The organism is Gracilimonas tropica DSM 19535, assembly GCF_000375425.1.
In the GTDB taxonomy this organism is placed as follows: Bacteria; Bacteroidota; Rhodothermia; order Balneolales; family Balneolaceae; genus Gracilimonas; species Gracilimonas tropica.
Genome location: NZ_AQXG01000012.1, coordinates 41,772 through 58,486 on the forward strand (window position 1 = coordinate 41,772; position 16,715 = coordinate 58,486).

The window sequence follows — 16,715 nt, forward strand, 5'->3', positions numbered from 1 at the left end:
TCAAACTACTTCATCACTAAATCACACTCTCCGGGTGAACTTCTTCAAAACCGTGGGGAGGTTTATCCAGTGTCCAGGTCTCAAAATAAAAATGTCGTTCTGATCTGAATTTCTTGCCGTTGATGCTGAAAAATCGAAAGTGATCGGGAACTAATTTTTGCAGTGGAAAGAAGAGGTCCCGATATACATTTTCCTTTGAAAATAAATGCAGGTCGAAACCATTTTTGGCCTGTTCTTTATACACTACAATGTGGTCGTTCTCTAATGCATCTTTAAGCTCTTCTTTAAGATGGCCTACATTGGAATTTATATCGATATGTAATGAGCTGATATCCAGATCCGATGTTTCTTTATCCGTAAGTATAAAAACTTCACCCAGTCTAAGATCCTGAATGGCTTTGGATATGGATGGAAATGAAGTTTTAGCCGTAATAATATTTTTGTTAGGAAAAGCCAGTTCCATCGCCGCGATGATCTCATCAAAAGAAGACAACCGATTCAACCCAAAATGCTCATTTTTGAGATCAGTTCCGGTGAAGTAAAGCTTGGAGTAGGTAGGATCCGGCTTCATGAAATCCTCGAGAGAAGACTCTATTTTTTTTGGATTTTCTCTTGTATTGCGATCGGCAAGTTTATCCAGTCTTTGATCGTGTTGAAAGATCAATTTGAAGATGTCAGTGCTTGGCATGTGTTCATTATTTATGTCACTACAGGAGGCGTAAAAAGATCTCCTTTGGGTGACTATTTAAATTCGTGGATCATAGAAACAAAAAAGCCCTGCACTTCATTTAAGTGCAGGGCTGGAAAGATACTAAGATCTTAGCTTAGATCATGGTTGCGATCACAAGTGCAACTACTGACATCAGCTTAAGCAGAATGTTTAGTGAAGGGCCGGAAGTATCCTTAAAAGGATCACCAACGGTATCACCTACCACACCGGCTTTGTGAGGGGCAGACCCTTTGCCATATTCAACGCCGTCGATCGTAACGCCTTCTTCAATCATTTTCTTGGCGTTATCCCAAGCACCGCCGGCATTAGACTGGAACAGAGCCATCAACACGCCGGAAGCTGTAACACCGGCAAGCAAGCCACCAAGCATTTCAGGTCCGCCGATGAATCCGAATAGTACCGGTACAATTACAGCCAGCAGTCCGGGCGCAACCATTTCACGAATTGAAGCTGTGGTAGAGATCTCCACGCATTTTTCGTATTCGGCTTTACCGTCAGCGGCTTCAAATTTAGTACGGTCATCATCTGACCATTCACTTAGTTTCTTGCCTTCATTTCGGTTCATAGCAGCAAGAGCTTCGGTCAACTCAGGAATGTCTTTAAACTGACGACGTACTTCTTCGATCATACTCATAGCTGCACGGCCTACTGCATTCATTGAAAGTGCAGAGAATAAGAAAGGCAACATGGCTCCAACAAAAAGAGAAGCCATTACAAATGGATTCGTTACATTGATGGAAATATTAGAACCCGGATTTACCGTTTCATATGCAGTGATGAAGGCGGCAAAAAGAGCCAGTGCAGTAAGTGCTGCAGAACCGATCGCGAAACCTTTACCAATGGCTGCAGTAGTATTACCAACGGCGTCAAGCTTATCGGTACGTTCACGAACTTCACTGGGAAGTTCAGACATTTCAGCAATACCACCGGCGTTATCAGAGATAGGACCGTAGGCATCAACAGCAAGCTGAATACCTGTATTTGCAAGCATACCTACAGCAGCGATTGCAATACCGTACAATCCGGCAAAATAGAAAGCTCCAATGATGGCAGCAGCGATAATGATGATAGGAATTGCGGTTGAGATCATTCCAACACCGACACCGGCAATAATATTTGTTGCGGACCCGGTTACGGACTGTTTTACGATAGACCAAACAGGCTTAGTGCCGGTTCCGGTATAATGCTCAGTTACAAGTCCGATCAATAATCCGGCAGCAAGACCGAAAATAGTAGCCCAGAAAACACCCATAGAGGTCAGGGTTTGTCCGTTGAAAGTCCATTCAGCGGGAAGCATCCATTGGATAATAAAGAATGAAGCAACCAGCATAACGGCAGCAGAAATAAACTCACCTACGTTTAGTGCTGTTTGTGGATTTCCACCTTCTTTAACCCGTACAAAGAAAGTTCCAAGAATTGAGGTCACAATTCCGGTTCCGGCTAACACTAATGGAAGCAATACAGCAGAAAGTCCGTTGAAGTTATCACTCCATTCAGGAATAGCCATAAAAGCAGCACCCAATACCATAGTACCAATAATAGACCCAACATACGATTCAAAAAGGTCGGCGCCCATACCAGCAACATCACCTACGTTATCACCTACGTTATCTGCAATGGTAGCAGGGTTTAGCGGGTGATCTTCAGGAATACCGGCTTCCACTTTACCTACCAGGTCAGCACCAACATCGGCAGCTTTGGTGTAAATGCCACCTCCTACACGGGCAAAAAGTGCGATAGATGAAGCACCGAAAGAAAATCCGGTTACAATGGCGAGTACTTTATTTACGGCTGCAGCACCTTCAAGGCCAAAGTAAGAGCCAAACCCAATAAAAAGCAGAGAAAGCCCCAAAACACCAAGTCCTACTACGCCAAGTCCCATCACGGAACCACCTGCAAATGCAACTTCAAGTCCTTTTCCGAGACTTGTTCGGGCAGCGTTGGTTGTACGCACGTTGGCTTTAGTGGCTACTTTCATGCCAATAAATCCGGCAAGTCCGGAACAGACAGCTCCAACTACAAAAGAGATTGCAACCATCCAGCTTGAGACTTCAGGATTGGCGCTCCATCCAAGGATAATGGCTACAGCGACTACAAATATGGAAAGAACTTTGTATTCAGCTTTCAGGAAAGCCATTGCTCCGGAAGCAATGTGCTTGCTGATGCGTTCCATTTTTTCTGTCCCGATTTCCTGCTTGGAAACCCAGGAGGTCTTAAAAATAGTGTACAAGAGTGCGAGCACGCCTGCCACCGGTATCAAATAGGTAATTGTTTGCATAGTTCCGATTGCGTTAGTTATGATTTGCGTTGTCCGTAGTGGGGACTCATCTAATTAAAATTGTTCATGGTTTTGTTGATGCCTTCTCGTACAAAATAAAGAGCTGCATCATGGGCTTTTTGAATGCCTTCTTCCAAATAAGGCTGATCCGAATTGCTGAAGGGAGATAATACAAAATCAACTTGTCTGCCCCGTGGAAAATCATTTCCTATCCCGAAACGTAGGCGGGGAAAATCCCGGTTGCCTAATTGATCAATAATATGTTGTATTCCGTTATGCCCTCCTGCACTGCCTGAGGCTCTAAGCCGAATGTCTCCAACATCAAGGTTGAGGTCATCATAGATAACCAAACAATCCTGTTGGTCGGCTTTGTATTTAGAAAGCGCCTTCTTAACAGCCATGCCACTTTTATTCATATAAGTAGTTGGCTTTATAAGTACCACATTCCGCCCTCTGTGCCTGCCCTCTGCAACCACAAAAGGCCCGTCGCCCGGGCCAAATGTGATAGAAAGAGTTTCAGCGAGTGCATCAACAATTTCAAATCCGATATTGTGACGCGTACCTTCATACTTTTCCCCGATGTTTCCTAATCCAACAATAAGGGACATGTTAGTTGAAAGTCACGTTTAAGTGTTTAGAATAATGTGTAATTATTCTTCGGTTGATTCTTCAGAATCTCCTTCACCCTCGGCAGGAGCTTCGCCTTCAGCCGCTTCTTCACCTTCAGCAACTTCTTCACCTTCTGCAACCACTTCTTCTTCAGCTTCATCAGCCACACCGGAGACGAGGTTTTCGAGGAAGTCGGCTCCTTTTGGAGGACGAATAGTTACGATGGTACGTCCGAGATCGTCCAGAGGGGTAATGCCTTCCATGTCAATGTCAGATATATGAAGAGACTGGCCAATGGCAAGCGGAGAAATATCAAGTTCAAATTCTGCAGGAATTACTTCCGGTAATACCCGAACCCGAACAAATTTCAATGGCTGAAATACGCGGCCACCATTTTCAACAACACCTTTGGCGTTTCCGGTGATCTTTACCGGTACACGCAGGGTAACCGGGTGCTTGTCTGCCAATACATAAAAGTCGGCATGTAGGGGGCGGTCGGTTACCGGGTCAAATTCAGTTCTCTTAAGAAGGGTTTTATAGGTTTTTCCATCAACCGTGAGTTCCTGTAATTTGGTTTGCGGAGTTCTGAGAATTTTTTCCAACTCCAGCTCGTCAATAGAAAAATGGATGTTTTCTTCAATTTCAGGTCCGTAGAGAACAGCAGGAACGCGGAGTTCTTCCCTCAGCGCTTTATTCGCTTTTTTACTGGTCTCTCTTACTGTTCCTTCAATTTTTACTAATTCTGGGTATGCCATAATGCGTTTACATTAATCATTAATTATCAAACAGTGCACTGATTGTGTCGTTGGTGTGAATACGCTGTATTGCTTCAGCAAAAATATTGGCTACACTGAGCACCTTTATCTTATCTGAAGGTTGGCGCAGCTGCACGGTATCCGTAACCAACACCTCGTCAATAGGCGAATCTTCAATTCGCTGGAATGCCGGTCCCGACAAGATCGGGTGTGTACAAATTGCAATTATATTTAATGCACCGCGCTCTTTCAAAGCCGCAGCAGCATTTGTCAATGTACCGGCGGTGTCGATCAAATCGTCGACTATTAACACATTCTTACCTTCTACTTCCCCGATCAAATTCATGATCTCAGACTGGTTTGCCTTGGGCCGGCGCTTATCAATAAAAGCCAGCGTTGCTCCCAATTTCTTAGAGTAGGCCCGAGCCATTTTCAGGCTGCCTACATCAGGAGCTACCACAACCAGATTGTCGATCGGGTTAGAAGTAAAGTGATCAATAAAAGCCCTGCTTGCGTACAAATGGTCAAGCGGGATATCAAAAAAACCTTGAATTTGAGCAGCATGTAAATCCATGGTTAAAATCCGGTCGGCTCCGGCCTTAACCAATAAATTGGCCATTAATTTGGAACCAATAGATACCCGCGGTTGATCCTTACGATCTTGCCGCGCATAACCGAAATAAGGAATTACTGCTGTAACTCGTTTTACTGAAGCCCGTTTTGCTGCATCAAGCAGGAGCAGAAGCTCGATAATATTATCTCCCGGAGGAGGGGTAGACTGGATAACGAAAATATCTTCACCCCGAATACTCTGCTCATACTTTACATATTGTTCCCCATCAGAAAATTTTTTGATGGTCACATCACCTAATGATGTACCATACTCTTCAGCAATTGCTCTTGCTAAAGCCGGATTACTTGTACCGGAAAAAATTGCCAGAGGAGTATCCACGTGCAGGAGGCCTTCAGTTCTGATTTGGAATCGGCTGCGAAACCAATTCTTAAATTAATAAACAAAAAGGATGGCTCTGCAGTCATCCTTTGTTAATTTGTGTTGCCCGGGGAGGATTCGAACCCCCACTGACTGGACCAAAACCAGCTGTCCTGCCATTAGACGACCGGGCAATGCATGTCATTGACAGACCCCAAAGATAGGGAGTGATATAAAAGCAATCAAGACTGAATTGCTTTTTTTAGTACAAAACATTCTGTGCATTTACCGGCTTTACAGTAAGCGTTTAGCAGATGTACGCTGCCGAGTTTTTTTCGGTATCGCTGATTGTTGATAGGCAGGCTGTGGAAAGAGCTTAAAATAGATGATGGAATAGGAGTTTTTAAATGTTTCCAACTGGAGAAAGCAGCATCAGAAAGTTTTTGATGTGCAAACAGTTTCCCCAACATATATAGGGCCGGCAGAAAAACGGTGCCATAAAGAATTTGGTAGCGGCCGGTTTTCTTTAACCCGGCAGAGTAAAGGAACCGATCCCAGGCAGGTGCCAATTCAAGGTTTAAGAAATGATCAAAAGGGAGATTTATAATGGCTTCACTTAAATTTATAGCTTCAATAATGCGATTTCGGGGATGATTGGCCGGGCGTACAGATTTATAATTCCATTTTAGATCAGGGTTTATTTTATTTTTGAACCCTGCAAATTCCAAGATCTCTGTAATGGCGGGAAGCCTGTTCTCTGAATTAATGACTTGTATCCATTTACAGGCCGTTTTCTGCATCGGTTTGCGATTGTGCGAAATACCAAGCCCATCCCAAAGTGAAATCACGAGAGCATATTTCCAGGCTTGGGTTGGCAATAACTCGGGGTCATAATATTGGAGGAAATCGTCTGCTTTTTTCTCAAAGTATTCTAAATGTGCTTTATCCAATTGTTCATAGAAAGCTCTTTCTGATATAAACTGCAAACCCGTGCTACAATTAAGTTTGCCTGAAGTACTGAAACTTTTAAGAAATCGAGAGAGCTCTTTAGATAAATGAGGCTCAAGGTTCAGGGTTGGTAATTGCTGTCCACTTTTGGTGATTGCAGGAAGACCTCCCTTTTCTGCAACTACATGTAAGATCACATTGTTGTAGTTGGGGTCTTCGTGATGCCTGTGTTCTAACCACCCTCGGTTGTTGATATGTAATTCAACATCACCATGCCAGGTTAAATTACCTATTTGGACAATTGCCTGTTTAAAATCAGGGCCATCAGTTACATTCTGTTTTCCGGGATCCAGAACATGAACAGGTTGACCCTCATTGGTTTGGAGGGCGGTAAAATCAAACAGCAGGTTTTCCCAAATCCATTGTAAAAAGGCTTCCGAATGTTTAAAGCCGGAATCACCCATTTTTTGTGATTTCTTCTACCTCTTCTTCTTCAGAAAAGTGCAGATTTTCCGTTGCTTCATACAGATCGGGAACGGCTTCTTTTACCGTTTTTCGTATTCCTTTCGAAACCTTATCAATGCGTTTTTCACCATCTGTTTTAATTTGCTGGCCTTTTTCCCGTAACCAGTTTTTGGTTTCTTTTCCGTATTCGTTGATGAGTTCCCGGTTCTCACGGCCTGATTTTGGTGTAAGGAGTAGCCCGGCAATTATTCCGCCTGCAAAAGCAGCAGAACCTATCAGTAGTGTTCCAATTCCTCTTTTCATGTCTCTCTTCCTAAATTTTGGGTTTTGGTTAACACTGTTAAGATAATAATCTGCCGGAATTTTTTTGCTATTTTTTTACTCTGTTTTAGAAAGCGGTACCTTCAGATGAATTTAATTTTACTGATATGAATAAGCAGATCATACTTATGAACGAACGCCGGATTCAACGCACACTTCGGCGAATGGCGATACAGGTTTGGGAACGAATGGGAGACAAGGGAGCCGGAAACAATTTAGTGCTGATCGGCTTGAATGAAAGAGGATATACCACTGCTCAAAAAATAGCGGAGTATCTTCAGGAAATTGCTGGCCTCCAGGTTGAACCTTATCAATATCAAGTACAGGGTAAAGCAGCCAATCGAAACTTGCCGGATTGCAACGATAAATTTGTTTTGCTTGTTGATGATGTAATATTTTCAGGAAAAACAATGTTTTCAGCCTTATCATCAATTTGCAGTATTTATGAGCCGGAGATCATTGAAATTGCAGCCCTCATCGACAGGGGCCACCGAAAATATCCTTTAGGCACAGACTTGACCGGTATTAAAGTGCCAACAAAATTAGGCGAGCATATTGAAGTAATGCTTAACGAAGGTGTGCTTGATCAGGCAATACTTTTTAAGAATCAATAAGAGATAAAAATTAAATATAGAGAAGCCATGAAAAATATATTCAAACAACTTTCCTCCGTCTTTGTGCTGATGTTGATGTCAGCTACTGTGACGGCTCAATCCATAAATATTCCCGACACCCTGGACGGATGGGATCAAAGCTGGGTGGCAAGTCTTAACGGCTCACAAGCAGCATATAATAACTGGTCGCAGGGTGGAGTGAGTTCCATCAGTGGAACTGGTTCTTCTATCTTGACCCTAAAATATCGTCAGGGTTTATTCAGCTATGGTTTTCGAACAAATTTGAAATACGGACAATCCAATATCAAAGGGCAGGGAGTTCGTAAAACTGATGACGTGATCGAGCTGATCAATCGTTTCAATTATATGTTTAGTGAAGGTAGCAATTGGTCGGGATATGGGAATATTAATTTTCGAACCCAGTTCGACAAAGGGTATGACTACAGCACGGAAGACGGGGTGCCAGATGTTCTGATCTCAGATTTTCTTGCACCGGCTTATATCATGGAAGGGGTTGGTTTGGCTTTCGATCCGGGAAGTGGATTAACGTTTGAAGCCGGTTTGGCCCTCAAGCAAACGATTGTGAATGATGACAGCCTGAAGTCGCTCTACAATGTGGCCCAAGACAAGAACATACGGGGTGAGGGAGGTTTAACGACCGGTATAAATTTTGAAAAAGAAGTCTTTGAGAATATACTTTATACCAGTTCGCTAGAGACATTTACTAATTTTCTGATCCCTGTTTCTGAAACGGATGTAAAGTGGGGGAATGAGCTGGTGGGACAGATCAACAGTTTAGTAAGTGCCTCATTTCAGTTTGAGCTCAGGTACGATAATGACTTTTCCAGTGAAGTACAGCTCAAGCAGGTGTTGTCTGCCGGGATTTCAGTAAATCTTTACTAATGGATAAAGGCGCACAAAAATTTCTTGGTAAAGCGCTGGATGATCTGACAGCTTGGGGAACCTCTTTTGGCGCGTGGAGTCAGGATCCTGTACTCTCTGTTTCGGATGAAAGGGCCGAAGCTGTTTTTTCAAGGTTGGCTCAACGTTTGAAGTGCAATTACCCGTTTCATCATCCGGCATATGCAGGGCAGATGTTAAAGCCTCCTCACCCTTTAGCGTGGGCTGCTTACGCCATGGCAATGTCCATTAATCCCAACAACCACGCTTTGGATGGCGGACCTCCTTCCTCTGAAATGGAGAAAGAGGTGATGGCCGATCTTGCCGGTTTCTTTGGATATGGAGAGGATTTCCTCGGGCATCTGACTGCAAGCGGAACCATTGCGAACCTGGAGGCTCTTTGGGTGGCAAGGCAATCACATCCCAAAAAAAAAATCGCCTATTCCGGGAATGCCCATTACACTCATGAACGAATGTGCTCTGTATTAAAGGTTGAAGGGCATAAAATTGCGATATCAGATGATGGCAGCTTTGATCTTGATGCCGTTGATCCGGAGGAAATTGGGACCATCGTAGTAACGCTTGGTACCACCGGCTTGGGTGAGGTGGAGCCTCTGGATCAGATCATACCCTGGGCAAAAGAACATGGAATCCGTATCCATATTGATGCGGCATACGGGGGGTTTTTCCGGGTCTTAAAGGATTCGGATCTTTCCAATGAACCCGCCTGGTCGCTGATGCAAGAGGCTGACAGTATCGTAGTAGATCCTCATAAGCATGGGTTACAGCCCTATGGGTGTGGATGTGTGCTATTTAAAGATCCATCGGTTGGTAAATTCTACAAGCATGATTCTCCATATACCTATTTTACTTCTGAAGAGCTTCACCTTGGGGAAATAAGCCTGGAGTGTTCCCGCGCAGGAGCCGCTGCCGTTGCTCTTTGGGCCACCCTGGAAATGTTTCCCCTGAAAGAGGATGAAGGCTTTGGGCCGATCCTTAGAAAATGTTTGGGAGCTGCCAAAAGAATGTATCAGCTTGCAGAATTATCCAAAAAAATAAAGGCATACAAAGAGCCGGAGCTGGACATTCTGGGGTATTTTCCATCTGAATGTGAAACAACTTCGAAGATATCCCAAAAGTCGAAAGAGGTGTTCGAAAAGGGGATGCGGGATAGGACGTTTTATCTTTCCTTATACAAGATCTCGTCGGAAGCTTTTAGCCGGCGGCATCCTGAATATAAGGTAGATACCGAATCTGTTACGATCTTGCGCAGTGTTTTTATGAAGCCAGAGCATTATGATTTTGTACCACAGCTATTTCACCGAATAGTAGATGGGATTTCATAAAAAAAGCCCTGAGTGTGAGATCACCCGGGCCTTCTAAAATTTCGTTGGTTTATCAAGAAACGATCAAGCTTTTCGTTTAGCAGCTTCGATAGATTCTAATAGGTCTTCCGCTTCTTTGATCAAACCTTCTGCTTTTTCTTTGGCATCCAACACTACTTTGTCTCCTTTCTCCTTAGCTTCGCTAACAAGGATCTCTTTCTCTTCCCTCAACTGGTCGATGAGATCGTGCAATTCATCGTAATAATTGCTTAACTGATAAGTCAAACGGTCGCGGGTGTTTTTGCCGGTATCGGGGGCATACAGTAATGCGATTGCTGCGCCAACAAGTGCTCCGGAAATTATTCCTGATACAAAATCTGATGATCTACTCATGATATTTCTCCTTTTTGTTATTTAAAACAAGTATAGCGAGAACAAGTTCCAATTTCCAAGACGGAATGAAAATTTTTACCGCTATTTCTGCCTGTGGCGTAGGTACTTACCTAACTAAATTGAAAATCAGACTTCTGTAGTTTTTGCTGTTTGCCCCTTTAATAATGTCTTGAACCATTCGATGGTCATACTCAGAGAAACGGATAGAACCGGAGTAATGAAAAGCGTCAGTATAGAGCCAAACATCAATCCTCCGATCACGGATTTAGCCAAAGGTGACCAGGTTTCAGCCCCGGACCCGATCTCCAGAGAAAGCGGGATCATAGAACAAATGGTAGTGATGGCTGTCAGCAAGATCGGTCGCATACGCCGGCGGCAAGCCTCCAGAATATGGCTAAGAAGTACTGAATCTTTAACGGTTGGTTTCTCCTTCCAGAGGAAAACAGGAATGATCAGGTTTTTCCAGCTTACTGATCTGCGGTTCAGCAGATCGTAGGAAACTCCTTTGGTATAAAGATGCATATAATCAACCAATACAATGCCGTTGTTAACGATAATTCCCACCAGCATGAATACGCCAATATTGGCTGTGGTAGTAAGCGGATCTCCAATGATGGATAGGAAGGCGAGGGCGCCAAACATAGCCAGTGGAATACACAGCCAGATCACAAATGGGTCACGGAAGTTCTCAAACAGTGAGGCCATGATCATGAACATCAGGATGAGTGCCGCCAGCAAAGCAAAGCCAAACTCTGATTGCCCCTGTTGTGTTTCGCGTGTTCCTCCGGTAAATTCATATCGGTATCCATCCGGCAGCACAATTTCTGATTCAATGAAATTCCGTACCACTTGCTCATACTCCAAAGCGTTGCCCTGTATCTGAATGTTTACATCCAATACCGTTTCACGATCTCTTCTTTGAAATGAATCTACCCCGCGTACAGGAATAAATTCACCAACCGCTGATACTGGAATTCTTTGGTCTTCGTATTGAAATACTTCAAGGTCAAATAATTCTTCCCGGCTGGTCAGTGCTTCTTTTTGAGTGCGGACTTCAATAGGGATCTCTCGCCCTTCACTAATAAAATAACCGGCGGTGTTTCCAAGGGTTTGAGTGCGCAGGTTAGAGGCGATGGCATTCATACTGGTTCCAAGGCGGGCCAGCCGCTCCCGGTCAGCAATAAAATGTAGTTCCGGGGTAGGATCTGTTCGTCCGTTATCAACATCGATAACCGTTGGGTCTTCCATGAGGTTGGCTTCGATCTTTCTGGAGATTGCTAATAGCTCTTCGATCTCAGGTCCGATGAGGCTCAACCGTATAGAATTTCCTCCTGAATCCCAGCCGCGTCCAAAACTCAATCCGCCGCCTTCAACCCGCACACGCACATCTACGCCGGGGGCAGTAAGTTTTTGACGAAGTTGGGCTGCAAAGTCGGTTGTACTTATTTCCCTGCCGGTTTCAGGAACCAGGGTCAGGCTGATCTCGCCCCGGTTACTGGAGCTGCTCCAGCGACTTCTGCCGATATTGGTAATAATGGTTTCCACCTCAGGCATTTCATTTATACGGCGAGAGAATTCATCCATGACATTTGCCGTTTTAATGAGTTGACTACCCTCAGGCAGGCTGATATTGATATCGATCTGGCCGGAATCTGCTTCAGGAAAGCCTTCTTTGGTGATATTGTTGTACAAAAAGAAAGTGCCGCCGGCGATCGTGATCATGCCGAGCAGGGGAATCCATTTATGTTGAAAAAGCCACCCTAGTATTTTTGTGTACCCACGTTCCAGTTTTGCAATGCTCCTGAAGGCCAGATTTTTGGTATTGAATTGTTTGGTGTCTAAGGTCAGCAAAGCAATAACGGGTACCAAGATGATAGACGACAGGAATGAAAAGGCAATCGAGAAACAGATGGCATAAGCAAATTCCCGAAAAAAGGCTCCTTGTGTTCCGGAAATCAGAATGATGGGGACAAATACACCAAGTGTGGTAAGGGTAGAACCGAGCAGGGCTCCGATTACTTCGTTGGTTCCTTGTAAAGCCGCATCAAAACGGGATTTTCCTTCCTCGAGCTTTCGGGCAATGCTTTCCGTGACCACGATGGAATTATCTACCAACAATCCAATAGCTAATGCCAAGGCTGAAATCGTGAGGATATTAAGGGTAAGATCTGCTGCGTACATGGCGGCAAATGTAGCCGCAATTGAAACCGGTATAGTAGATGCCACAACTAAAGAAATGCGCCATCCACCCATAAATATAAGAATAACAAGTATGACCACTACAAGGGCTGCGAGGGCAGATTGTGACAGGTTATTGATGGAATCTTCAATAGTTTTCCCTTCATCAGAAAGAACACGCAGAGTTACGCCCGGGGGTAAGACTTCGTTGATCTCGGGGACCAGGGCCTTGACTGCATTCACCACATCCAGTGTATTTGCATCTGAGGTTTTCTGCACTTCCACAGATACACTGTTCTTGCCGTTTACTTTCACCAGGCTGGTGATGTCGGTGAACCCATCGCTGACATCCGCCACATCTTCAACCCGGATGGGAATGCCATTCTCAGACATCCTGATGATCGTGTTTCGGATTTCATCAACCGTTTGATAAGTAGATTCAGCCCGAATACTGTAATTGATTCGTTTCGAAACCACATTCCCGATCGGCATCTGTACGTTGTTCGACCGAAGGGCTGCTTCAATATCTGACGGAGAAAGGTTATGCTGAGCCAAAGACATCGGTGATACGTCCACATAAATTCGGCGTTCCAGCCCTCCTTGTGTCTCTGCTGATGCTAATCCTTCAATTCGTTCGAGGCGGGTTTCCACCAATTCCAACCCAATATTTCGAAGTTCATCCAGCCCTCTGTTCTCAGCATCAATACTAAGGCGCATGATAGGGCGGTTTTCCGGATCAAACTGAAATATAACCGGTTCCTGGGCTTGTCCAGGCAGCTCACCCCGGATCTGGTCGATGGCTTTACGGACTTTTAATTCTGTTTTTCTGATATCAGAGCCTTCTCTTAGACGAAGAATAATGAAGGCACTACCCCGGTTCACCCGGGCTTCCAGTGTCTCAATTCCTTCAATAGCAGAAAGTGCACCCTCAATTGGATTTACAATGATCCTGTTGATGTCTTCCGGGGCAACATTATTATATCCGGTAGAAACGGCCAGTACGGGAATATTGAAAGATGGGTACAGCGTAACCTTAAGATTAGTAAGAGAAAAAACCCCAAAACCAATCACGATCAATGTCATCATAATGACCGTGATGGGGCGCTTGAGAATACTTCCTGCTACAGAGAATTGCTTCATGCCAGGGCCTCTTGAGATTTTGCTAAAGGATCTTCTTTATGAACGGCGTCAAAGCCAAATTTTTCTACCAAGCCATTGATGATGTTATAGAAACAGGGCACTACAAACAGCATCAACAAAGTGCTGATGGTCAACCCACCGATCACAGTCCGGGCCATTGGGCTCCAGGTCTCTGAACCGGAACCCAGTTCAAGAGCCAAAGGAACCATGGACAAAATAGTTGTGAAGGCGGTCATTAAAATAGGACGTAGTCGTCGGGTTGCACCGTCCACAATTGCTTTTTCGCGAACTACTCCTCTCGCCTGAAGTATCTTGATATAATCGATCATCACAATTCCATTATTTACTACGATTCCGGTGAGCAGGATCAGGCCTACCATGGATGTTACACTGATGGAAGTACCGGTAATCCACAGCATCAATAACACCCCTGATAACGCAAGCGGAATGGTCAATATGATAATAAAAGGTTCTACAAGGCTTTCAAATTGGGATGCCATCACCATATATGTTAAGATCCCTGCGATCATGAATGCGATCATCAAATAACCAAACGACTCTGCTTGTTCTTCGGCTGTTCCTGAGATCTCGTAGCGGTATTCATCCGGCCAGTTTACCTGGTTCAGAGATGCTCGTGCACGTTCAGATGCAGTCGCAAGATCTATGCCGGACAACTCAGCTGTAACTTCTGTAACCCGCTCCTGATCAATGCGCAACACATTGGTAGGGCCGGTGTAACGTTCAATCCGGGCAAGATTTTTGAGAGGCATCCATTCTCCGGAAGGAGTTTGAACCTGAATATTAGAAAGGTCAACGGATTGGGCTTTATCACTTGGATCTAATTCCACCACTACCTCATATTCCACCCCCTGATCTACAAAAGCGGTAGCTACATTTCCTTTTACGGCATTACTGACCGCACTGGCAACTTGATTGGTAGTCATTCCTACCCTGGAAATGCGTTCACGGTCCATGATGAGGCGAAGCTCCGGACGCCCCTGATCGGAAGAACTGAATACATTATTAATCCCCTCTATTTGCAGGAGGCGTTCTTTCACTCCTTCTGACAATTCTTTCTTCACTTCAGGATCAAACCCAAAAATTTGTACGATCAGCCCATTTTCGCCATCGGGACTAAGTGGGTCTATGATAACTTCCTGTATCTGAACTCCGGGTACGATCTGTAATTCTCTCAGAAGGGAGGAGGTGATTTCGGCCTGTGTTCTGTTTCGTTCATTTTGTGAAACCAATTCAACCCGTACGGTGCCGGTAAAACCTCCGGGGTCATCGGCTCCTTCAATTCCTTCTTTGTCTCCATAATCAGATACAACCAGACGTGCTTCAGGTACTTCCTGTCGGATGATTGACTCCACCTGTCCCATCGAACGCTCTAATTCAAACAGGTTCACACCGGGTTCCCGCTGAACTTCAAGTACGAAGGCGTTTTCATCTACGCGTGGAAAAAACTCGCCACCTATCATATAAAATAACGGTACTGTGACAGCAAAAAAGATAACAGCTGCCAATACGACGCTTCCGCTTTTCCCGATCACCCGCTGCAATTGGTCGTGATAGGTTGTTTCCATTTTTTCCAGCAGGTTACTAAAGAAGCGTGCAATCTTGTTTTGGGCGCCCTGATCCTGCATGGTTTCCTTGTAAAACTGAGAGGCCATCAGCGGAATGAGGGTTAGTGCTACCAATGTAGAGACGATCAGGGAGAAGGAGATGGTAAGGGCCAGGTCTCTAAACAAAAACCCTGCAATTCCAGGTACAAACAAGATGGGTAAAAATACCACCAGGGTAGTGAGGGTGGAAACGATAATGGGCACGGCTACTTCTTTGGCTCCGTTAACCGAAGCTTCATCCCGGTTTGCTCCCTGTTCACGGAATCGAAAGATATTCTCAAGTACCACAACGGCATTGTCTACCACCAATCCCACGGCAAGGGTAAGTCCGGAAAGGGAAATTATATTCAAACTAAGATCGGCCAGATCCATCACCAGGAAGGTGGTTACAATCGAAACCGGAATGGAGATGGCAATGATGGTTGCAGAACGCCCGCTTCTCAGAAACGCAAGCAGGATCAGAACAACCAATATGATGGCTTGCACCCCGGTCCACAAAAGGTTGCTTATGGATTGTTCAATGAAATCCGCTTTATTGGTGAGTACAGAAACTTCAACATCAGAGGGTAAACTGCACTGGATATTCTCAAGTCCGTCAACTACAGCGTTAGCGGCGGTTACCACATTAGCATCACTTTGGCGGTATACATTCAGGATGATGCCATCTTCACCATCAACACGCACGTTCCCGATGGGCTGTTCAATTCCATCTTCCACATTCGCAACGTCTTTTAGTAGAAGTGGCTGACCATTACGTACCGTAATAATGGTATTTCTAATTTGATCCACATTTTTGAACTCGCCAATGGTCCGCAGGGAGTAGTTGGTATTTCCTTCTGTAAGCTGTCCTGCAGGTACCTGAATATTTTCCTGCTGAAGTTTCTGGGCGATCTCGGCTATGGTGATGTTATATAAACGCATCTTTTCATTGTCGATACGAACGTTGATCTGCCGTTCAAGCCCTCCGGAGGTTTCAGCGGAAGCAATACCGTTAATGCGTTCAATACGCTGTTCCAAAACCTGCTTCGAGTATGTGCGCAATTCACGGGCACTTCGTGCATTTGATGTCACTGTCAAAACCACAATCGGCTCTTGATTGGGGTCGTAAGAAAAAACTAACGGAGTTTCGGCATCATCAGGGATCTGCCGCTCCACGAAACCAAGTTCTTTACGGACATCATTTTCGGCCTGGTAAAGATCTGTTCCCCATTCAAAGTTTAGTTTTACTACAGAGGCTCCCTGGCTAGATAACGAACGAACCCGGCGAATTCCACTGATGCTGCCCACCGATTCCTCAATGGGACGCGTAACCAGCGTTTCGATGTCTTCCGGAGCCACTCCTTCATAGCTCGTGTATACGGTAATAGTGGGGAAAGAAACATCAGGATACAGATTCAGCCTCAAATTCTGCAAACCATATAGCCCAAATCCCAACAGGATAAGGGTGCTCATCAGGAATGTGATCGGACGATCGACCGCTACTTTGGATATGGAAGCCATGTT

General features: G+C 44.7%; 13 protein-coding genes and 1 tRNA gene. 3 read left to right on the top strand and 11 right to left on the bottom strand.

Features of this window, described 5'->3' with window-relative positions; translation table 11 throughout:
* Positions 1-16 precede the first annotated feature (16 nt).
* From B151_RS0114715 to B151_RS0114750, 8 genes are all read right to left on the bottom strand, one after another.
* Positions 17-688: a hypothetical protein gene (locus B151_RS0114715; RefSeq protein WP_020404413.1), complete on the bottom strand. Its 672-nt coding sequence runs from the start codon at positions 686-688 to the stop codon at positions 17-19.
* Positions 689-824: 136 nt separating this feature from the next.
* The gene (locus B151_RS0114720) at positions 825-3,008 is read right to left on the bottom strand and encodes a sodium-translocating pyrophosphatase (RefSeq protein WP_020404414.1); all 2,184 of its coding nucleotides are present in this window, start codon (positions 3,006-3,008) and stop codon (positions 825-827) included.
* Positions 3,009-3,058: 50 nt separating this feature from the next.
* Entirely contained in the window at positions 3,059-3,616 is a 558-nt protein-coding gene (gene pth / locus B151_RS0114725) for an aminoacyl-tRNA hydrolase (protein ID WP_020404415.1), read from the bottom strand.
* Between the two features lie 42 nt (positions 3,617-3,658).
* Complete coding sequence (locus B151_RS0114730; RefSeq protein WP_020404416.1) at positions 3,659-4,372, bottom strand: 50S ribosomal protein L25; 714 nt, start codon at positions 4,370-4,372, stop codon at positions 3,659-3,661.
* A gap of 19 nt (positions 4,373-4,391) precedes the next feature.
* Positions 4,392-5,324, bottom strand: coding sequence for a ribose-phosphate diphosphokinase (locus B151_RS0114735; protein WP_020404417.1), 933 nt, complete (start codon positions 5,322-5,324; stop codon positions 4,392-4,394).
* 102 nt (positions 5,325-5,426) lie between these two features.
* A tRNA-Gln gene (locus B151_RS0114740) sits at positions 5,427-5,497 on the bottom strand.
* Between the two features lie 48 nt (positions 5,498-5,545).
* Positions 5,546-6,715, bottom strand: coding sequence for a DUF2851 family protein (locus tag B151_RS0114745; RefSeq protein ID WP_020404418.1), 1,170 nt, complete (start codon positions 6,713-6,715; stop codon positions 5,546-5,548).
* Positions 6,708-7,019 (bottom strand): YtxH domain-containing protein, encoded by a 312-nt coding sequence (locus B151_RS0114750; protein ID WP_020404419.1) that lies wholly within the window; start codon positions 7,017-7,019, stop codon positions 6,708-6,710. Before B151_RS0114750 ends, B151_RS0114745 begins: the two co-directional genes overlap by 8 nt.
* 125 nt (positions 7,020-7,144) lie before the next feature.
* Here B151_RS0114750 and B151_RS0114755 point away from each other — a divergent pair, with 125 nt between their 5' ends.
* From B151_RS0114755 to B151_RS0114765, 3 genes are read left to right on the top strand one after another with little or no spacing between them, the layout of a single operon-like run.
* Positions 7,145-7,651 (top strand): phosphoribosyltransferase family protein, encoded by a 507-nt coding sequence (locus B151_RS0114755; protein ID WP_245550424.1) that lies wholly within the window; start codon positions 7,145-7,147, stop codon positions 7,649-7,651.
* A gap of 27 nt (positions 7,652-7,678) precedes the next feature.
* Positions 7,679-8,554, top strand: a complete 876-nt coding sequence (locus B151_RS0114760) for a DUF3078 domain-containing protein (protein ID WP_020404421.1) — start codon at positions 7,679-7,681, stop codon at positions 8,552-8,554.
* Positions 8,554-9,897 (top strand): pyridoxal phosphate-dependent decarboxylase family protein, encoded by a 1,344-nt coding sequence (locus tag B151_RS0114765; protein ID WP_020404422.1) that lies wholly within the window; start codon positions 8,554-8,556, stop codon positions 9,895-9,897. Before B151_RS0114760 ends, B151_RS0114765 begins: the two co-directional genes overlap by 1 nt.
* A 63-nt stretch (positions 9,898-9,960) precedes the next feature.
* Here the strand turns inward: B151_RS0114765 and B151_RS0114770 are convergent, their stop codons facing one another.
* From B151_RS0114770 to B151_RS0114780, 3 genes are all read right to left on the bottom strand, one after another.
* Entirely contained in the window at positions 9,961-10,269 is a 309-nt protein-coding gene (locus tag B151_RS0114770) for a YtxH domain-containing protein (protein WP_020404423.1), read from the bottom strand.
* Between the two features lie 126 nt (positions 10,270-10,395).
* The gene (locus B151_RS0114775; RefSeq protein ID WP_020404424.1) at positions 10,396-13,587 is read right to left on the bottom strand and encodes an efflux RND transporter permease subunit; all 3,192 of its coding nucleotides are present in this window, start codon (positions 13,585-13,587) and stop codon (positions 10,396-10,398) included.
* A complete protein-coding gene (locus B151_RS0114780) occupies positions 13,584-16,712 on the bottom strand; it encodes an efflux RND transporter permease subunit (RefSeq protein WP_020404425.1) in 3,129 nt (1,042 codons plus the stop codon). Before B151_RS0114780 ends, B151_RS0114775 begins: the two co-directional genes overlap by 4 nt.
* Positions 16,713-16,715: the final 3 nt, after the last annotated feature.

Coding starts and splice junctions, on each gene's coding strand:
- B151_RS0114715 (WP_020404413.1), bottom strand. CDS start 688: ATGCCAAGCACTGACATCTTCAAATTGATCTTTCAACACGATCAAAGA.
- B151_RS0114765 (WP_020404422.1), top strand. CDS start 8,554: ATGGATAAAGGCGCACAAAAATTTCTTGGTAAAGCGCTGGATGATCTG.
- B151_RS0114745 (WP_020404418.1), bottom strand. CDS start 6,715: ATGGGTGATTCCGGCTTTAAACATTCGGAAGCCTTTTTACAATGGATT.
- B151_RS0114780 (WP_020404425.1), bottom strand. CDS start 16,712: ATGGCTTCCATATCCAAAGTAGCGGTCGATCGTCCGATCACATTCCTG.
- pth (WP_020404415.1), bottom strand. CDS start 3,616: ATGTCCCTTATTGTTGGATTAGGAAACATCGGGGAAAAGTATGAAGGT.
- B151_RS0114770 (WP_020404423.1), bottom strand. CDS start 10,269: ATGAGTAGATCATCAGATTTTGTATCAGGAATAATTTCCGGAGCACTT.
- B151_RS0114750 (WP_020404419.1), bottom strand. CDS start 7,019: ATGAAAAGAGGAATTGGAACACTACTGATAGGTTCTGCTGCTTTTGCA.
- B151_RS0114730 (WP_020404416.1), bottom strand. CDS start 4,372: ATGGCATACCCAGAATTAGTAAAAATTGAAGGAACAGTAAGAGAGACC.
- B151_RS0114720 (WP_020404414.1), bottom strand. CDS start 3,008: ATGCAAACAATTACCTATTTGATACCGGTGGCAGGCGTGCTCGCACTC.
- B151_RS0114755 (WP_245550424.1), top strand. CDS start 7,145: ATGAATAAGCAGATCATACTTATGAACGAACGCCGGATTCAACGCACA.
- B151_RS0114760 (WP_020404421.1), top strand. CDS start 7,679: ATGAAAAATATATTCAAACAACTTTCCTCCGTCTTTGTGCTGATGTTG.
- B151_RS0114775 (WP_020404424.1), bottom strand. CDS start 13,587: ATGAAGCAATTCTCTGTAGCAGGAAGTATTCTCAAGCGCCCCATCACG.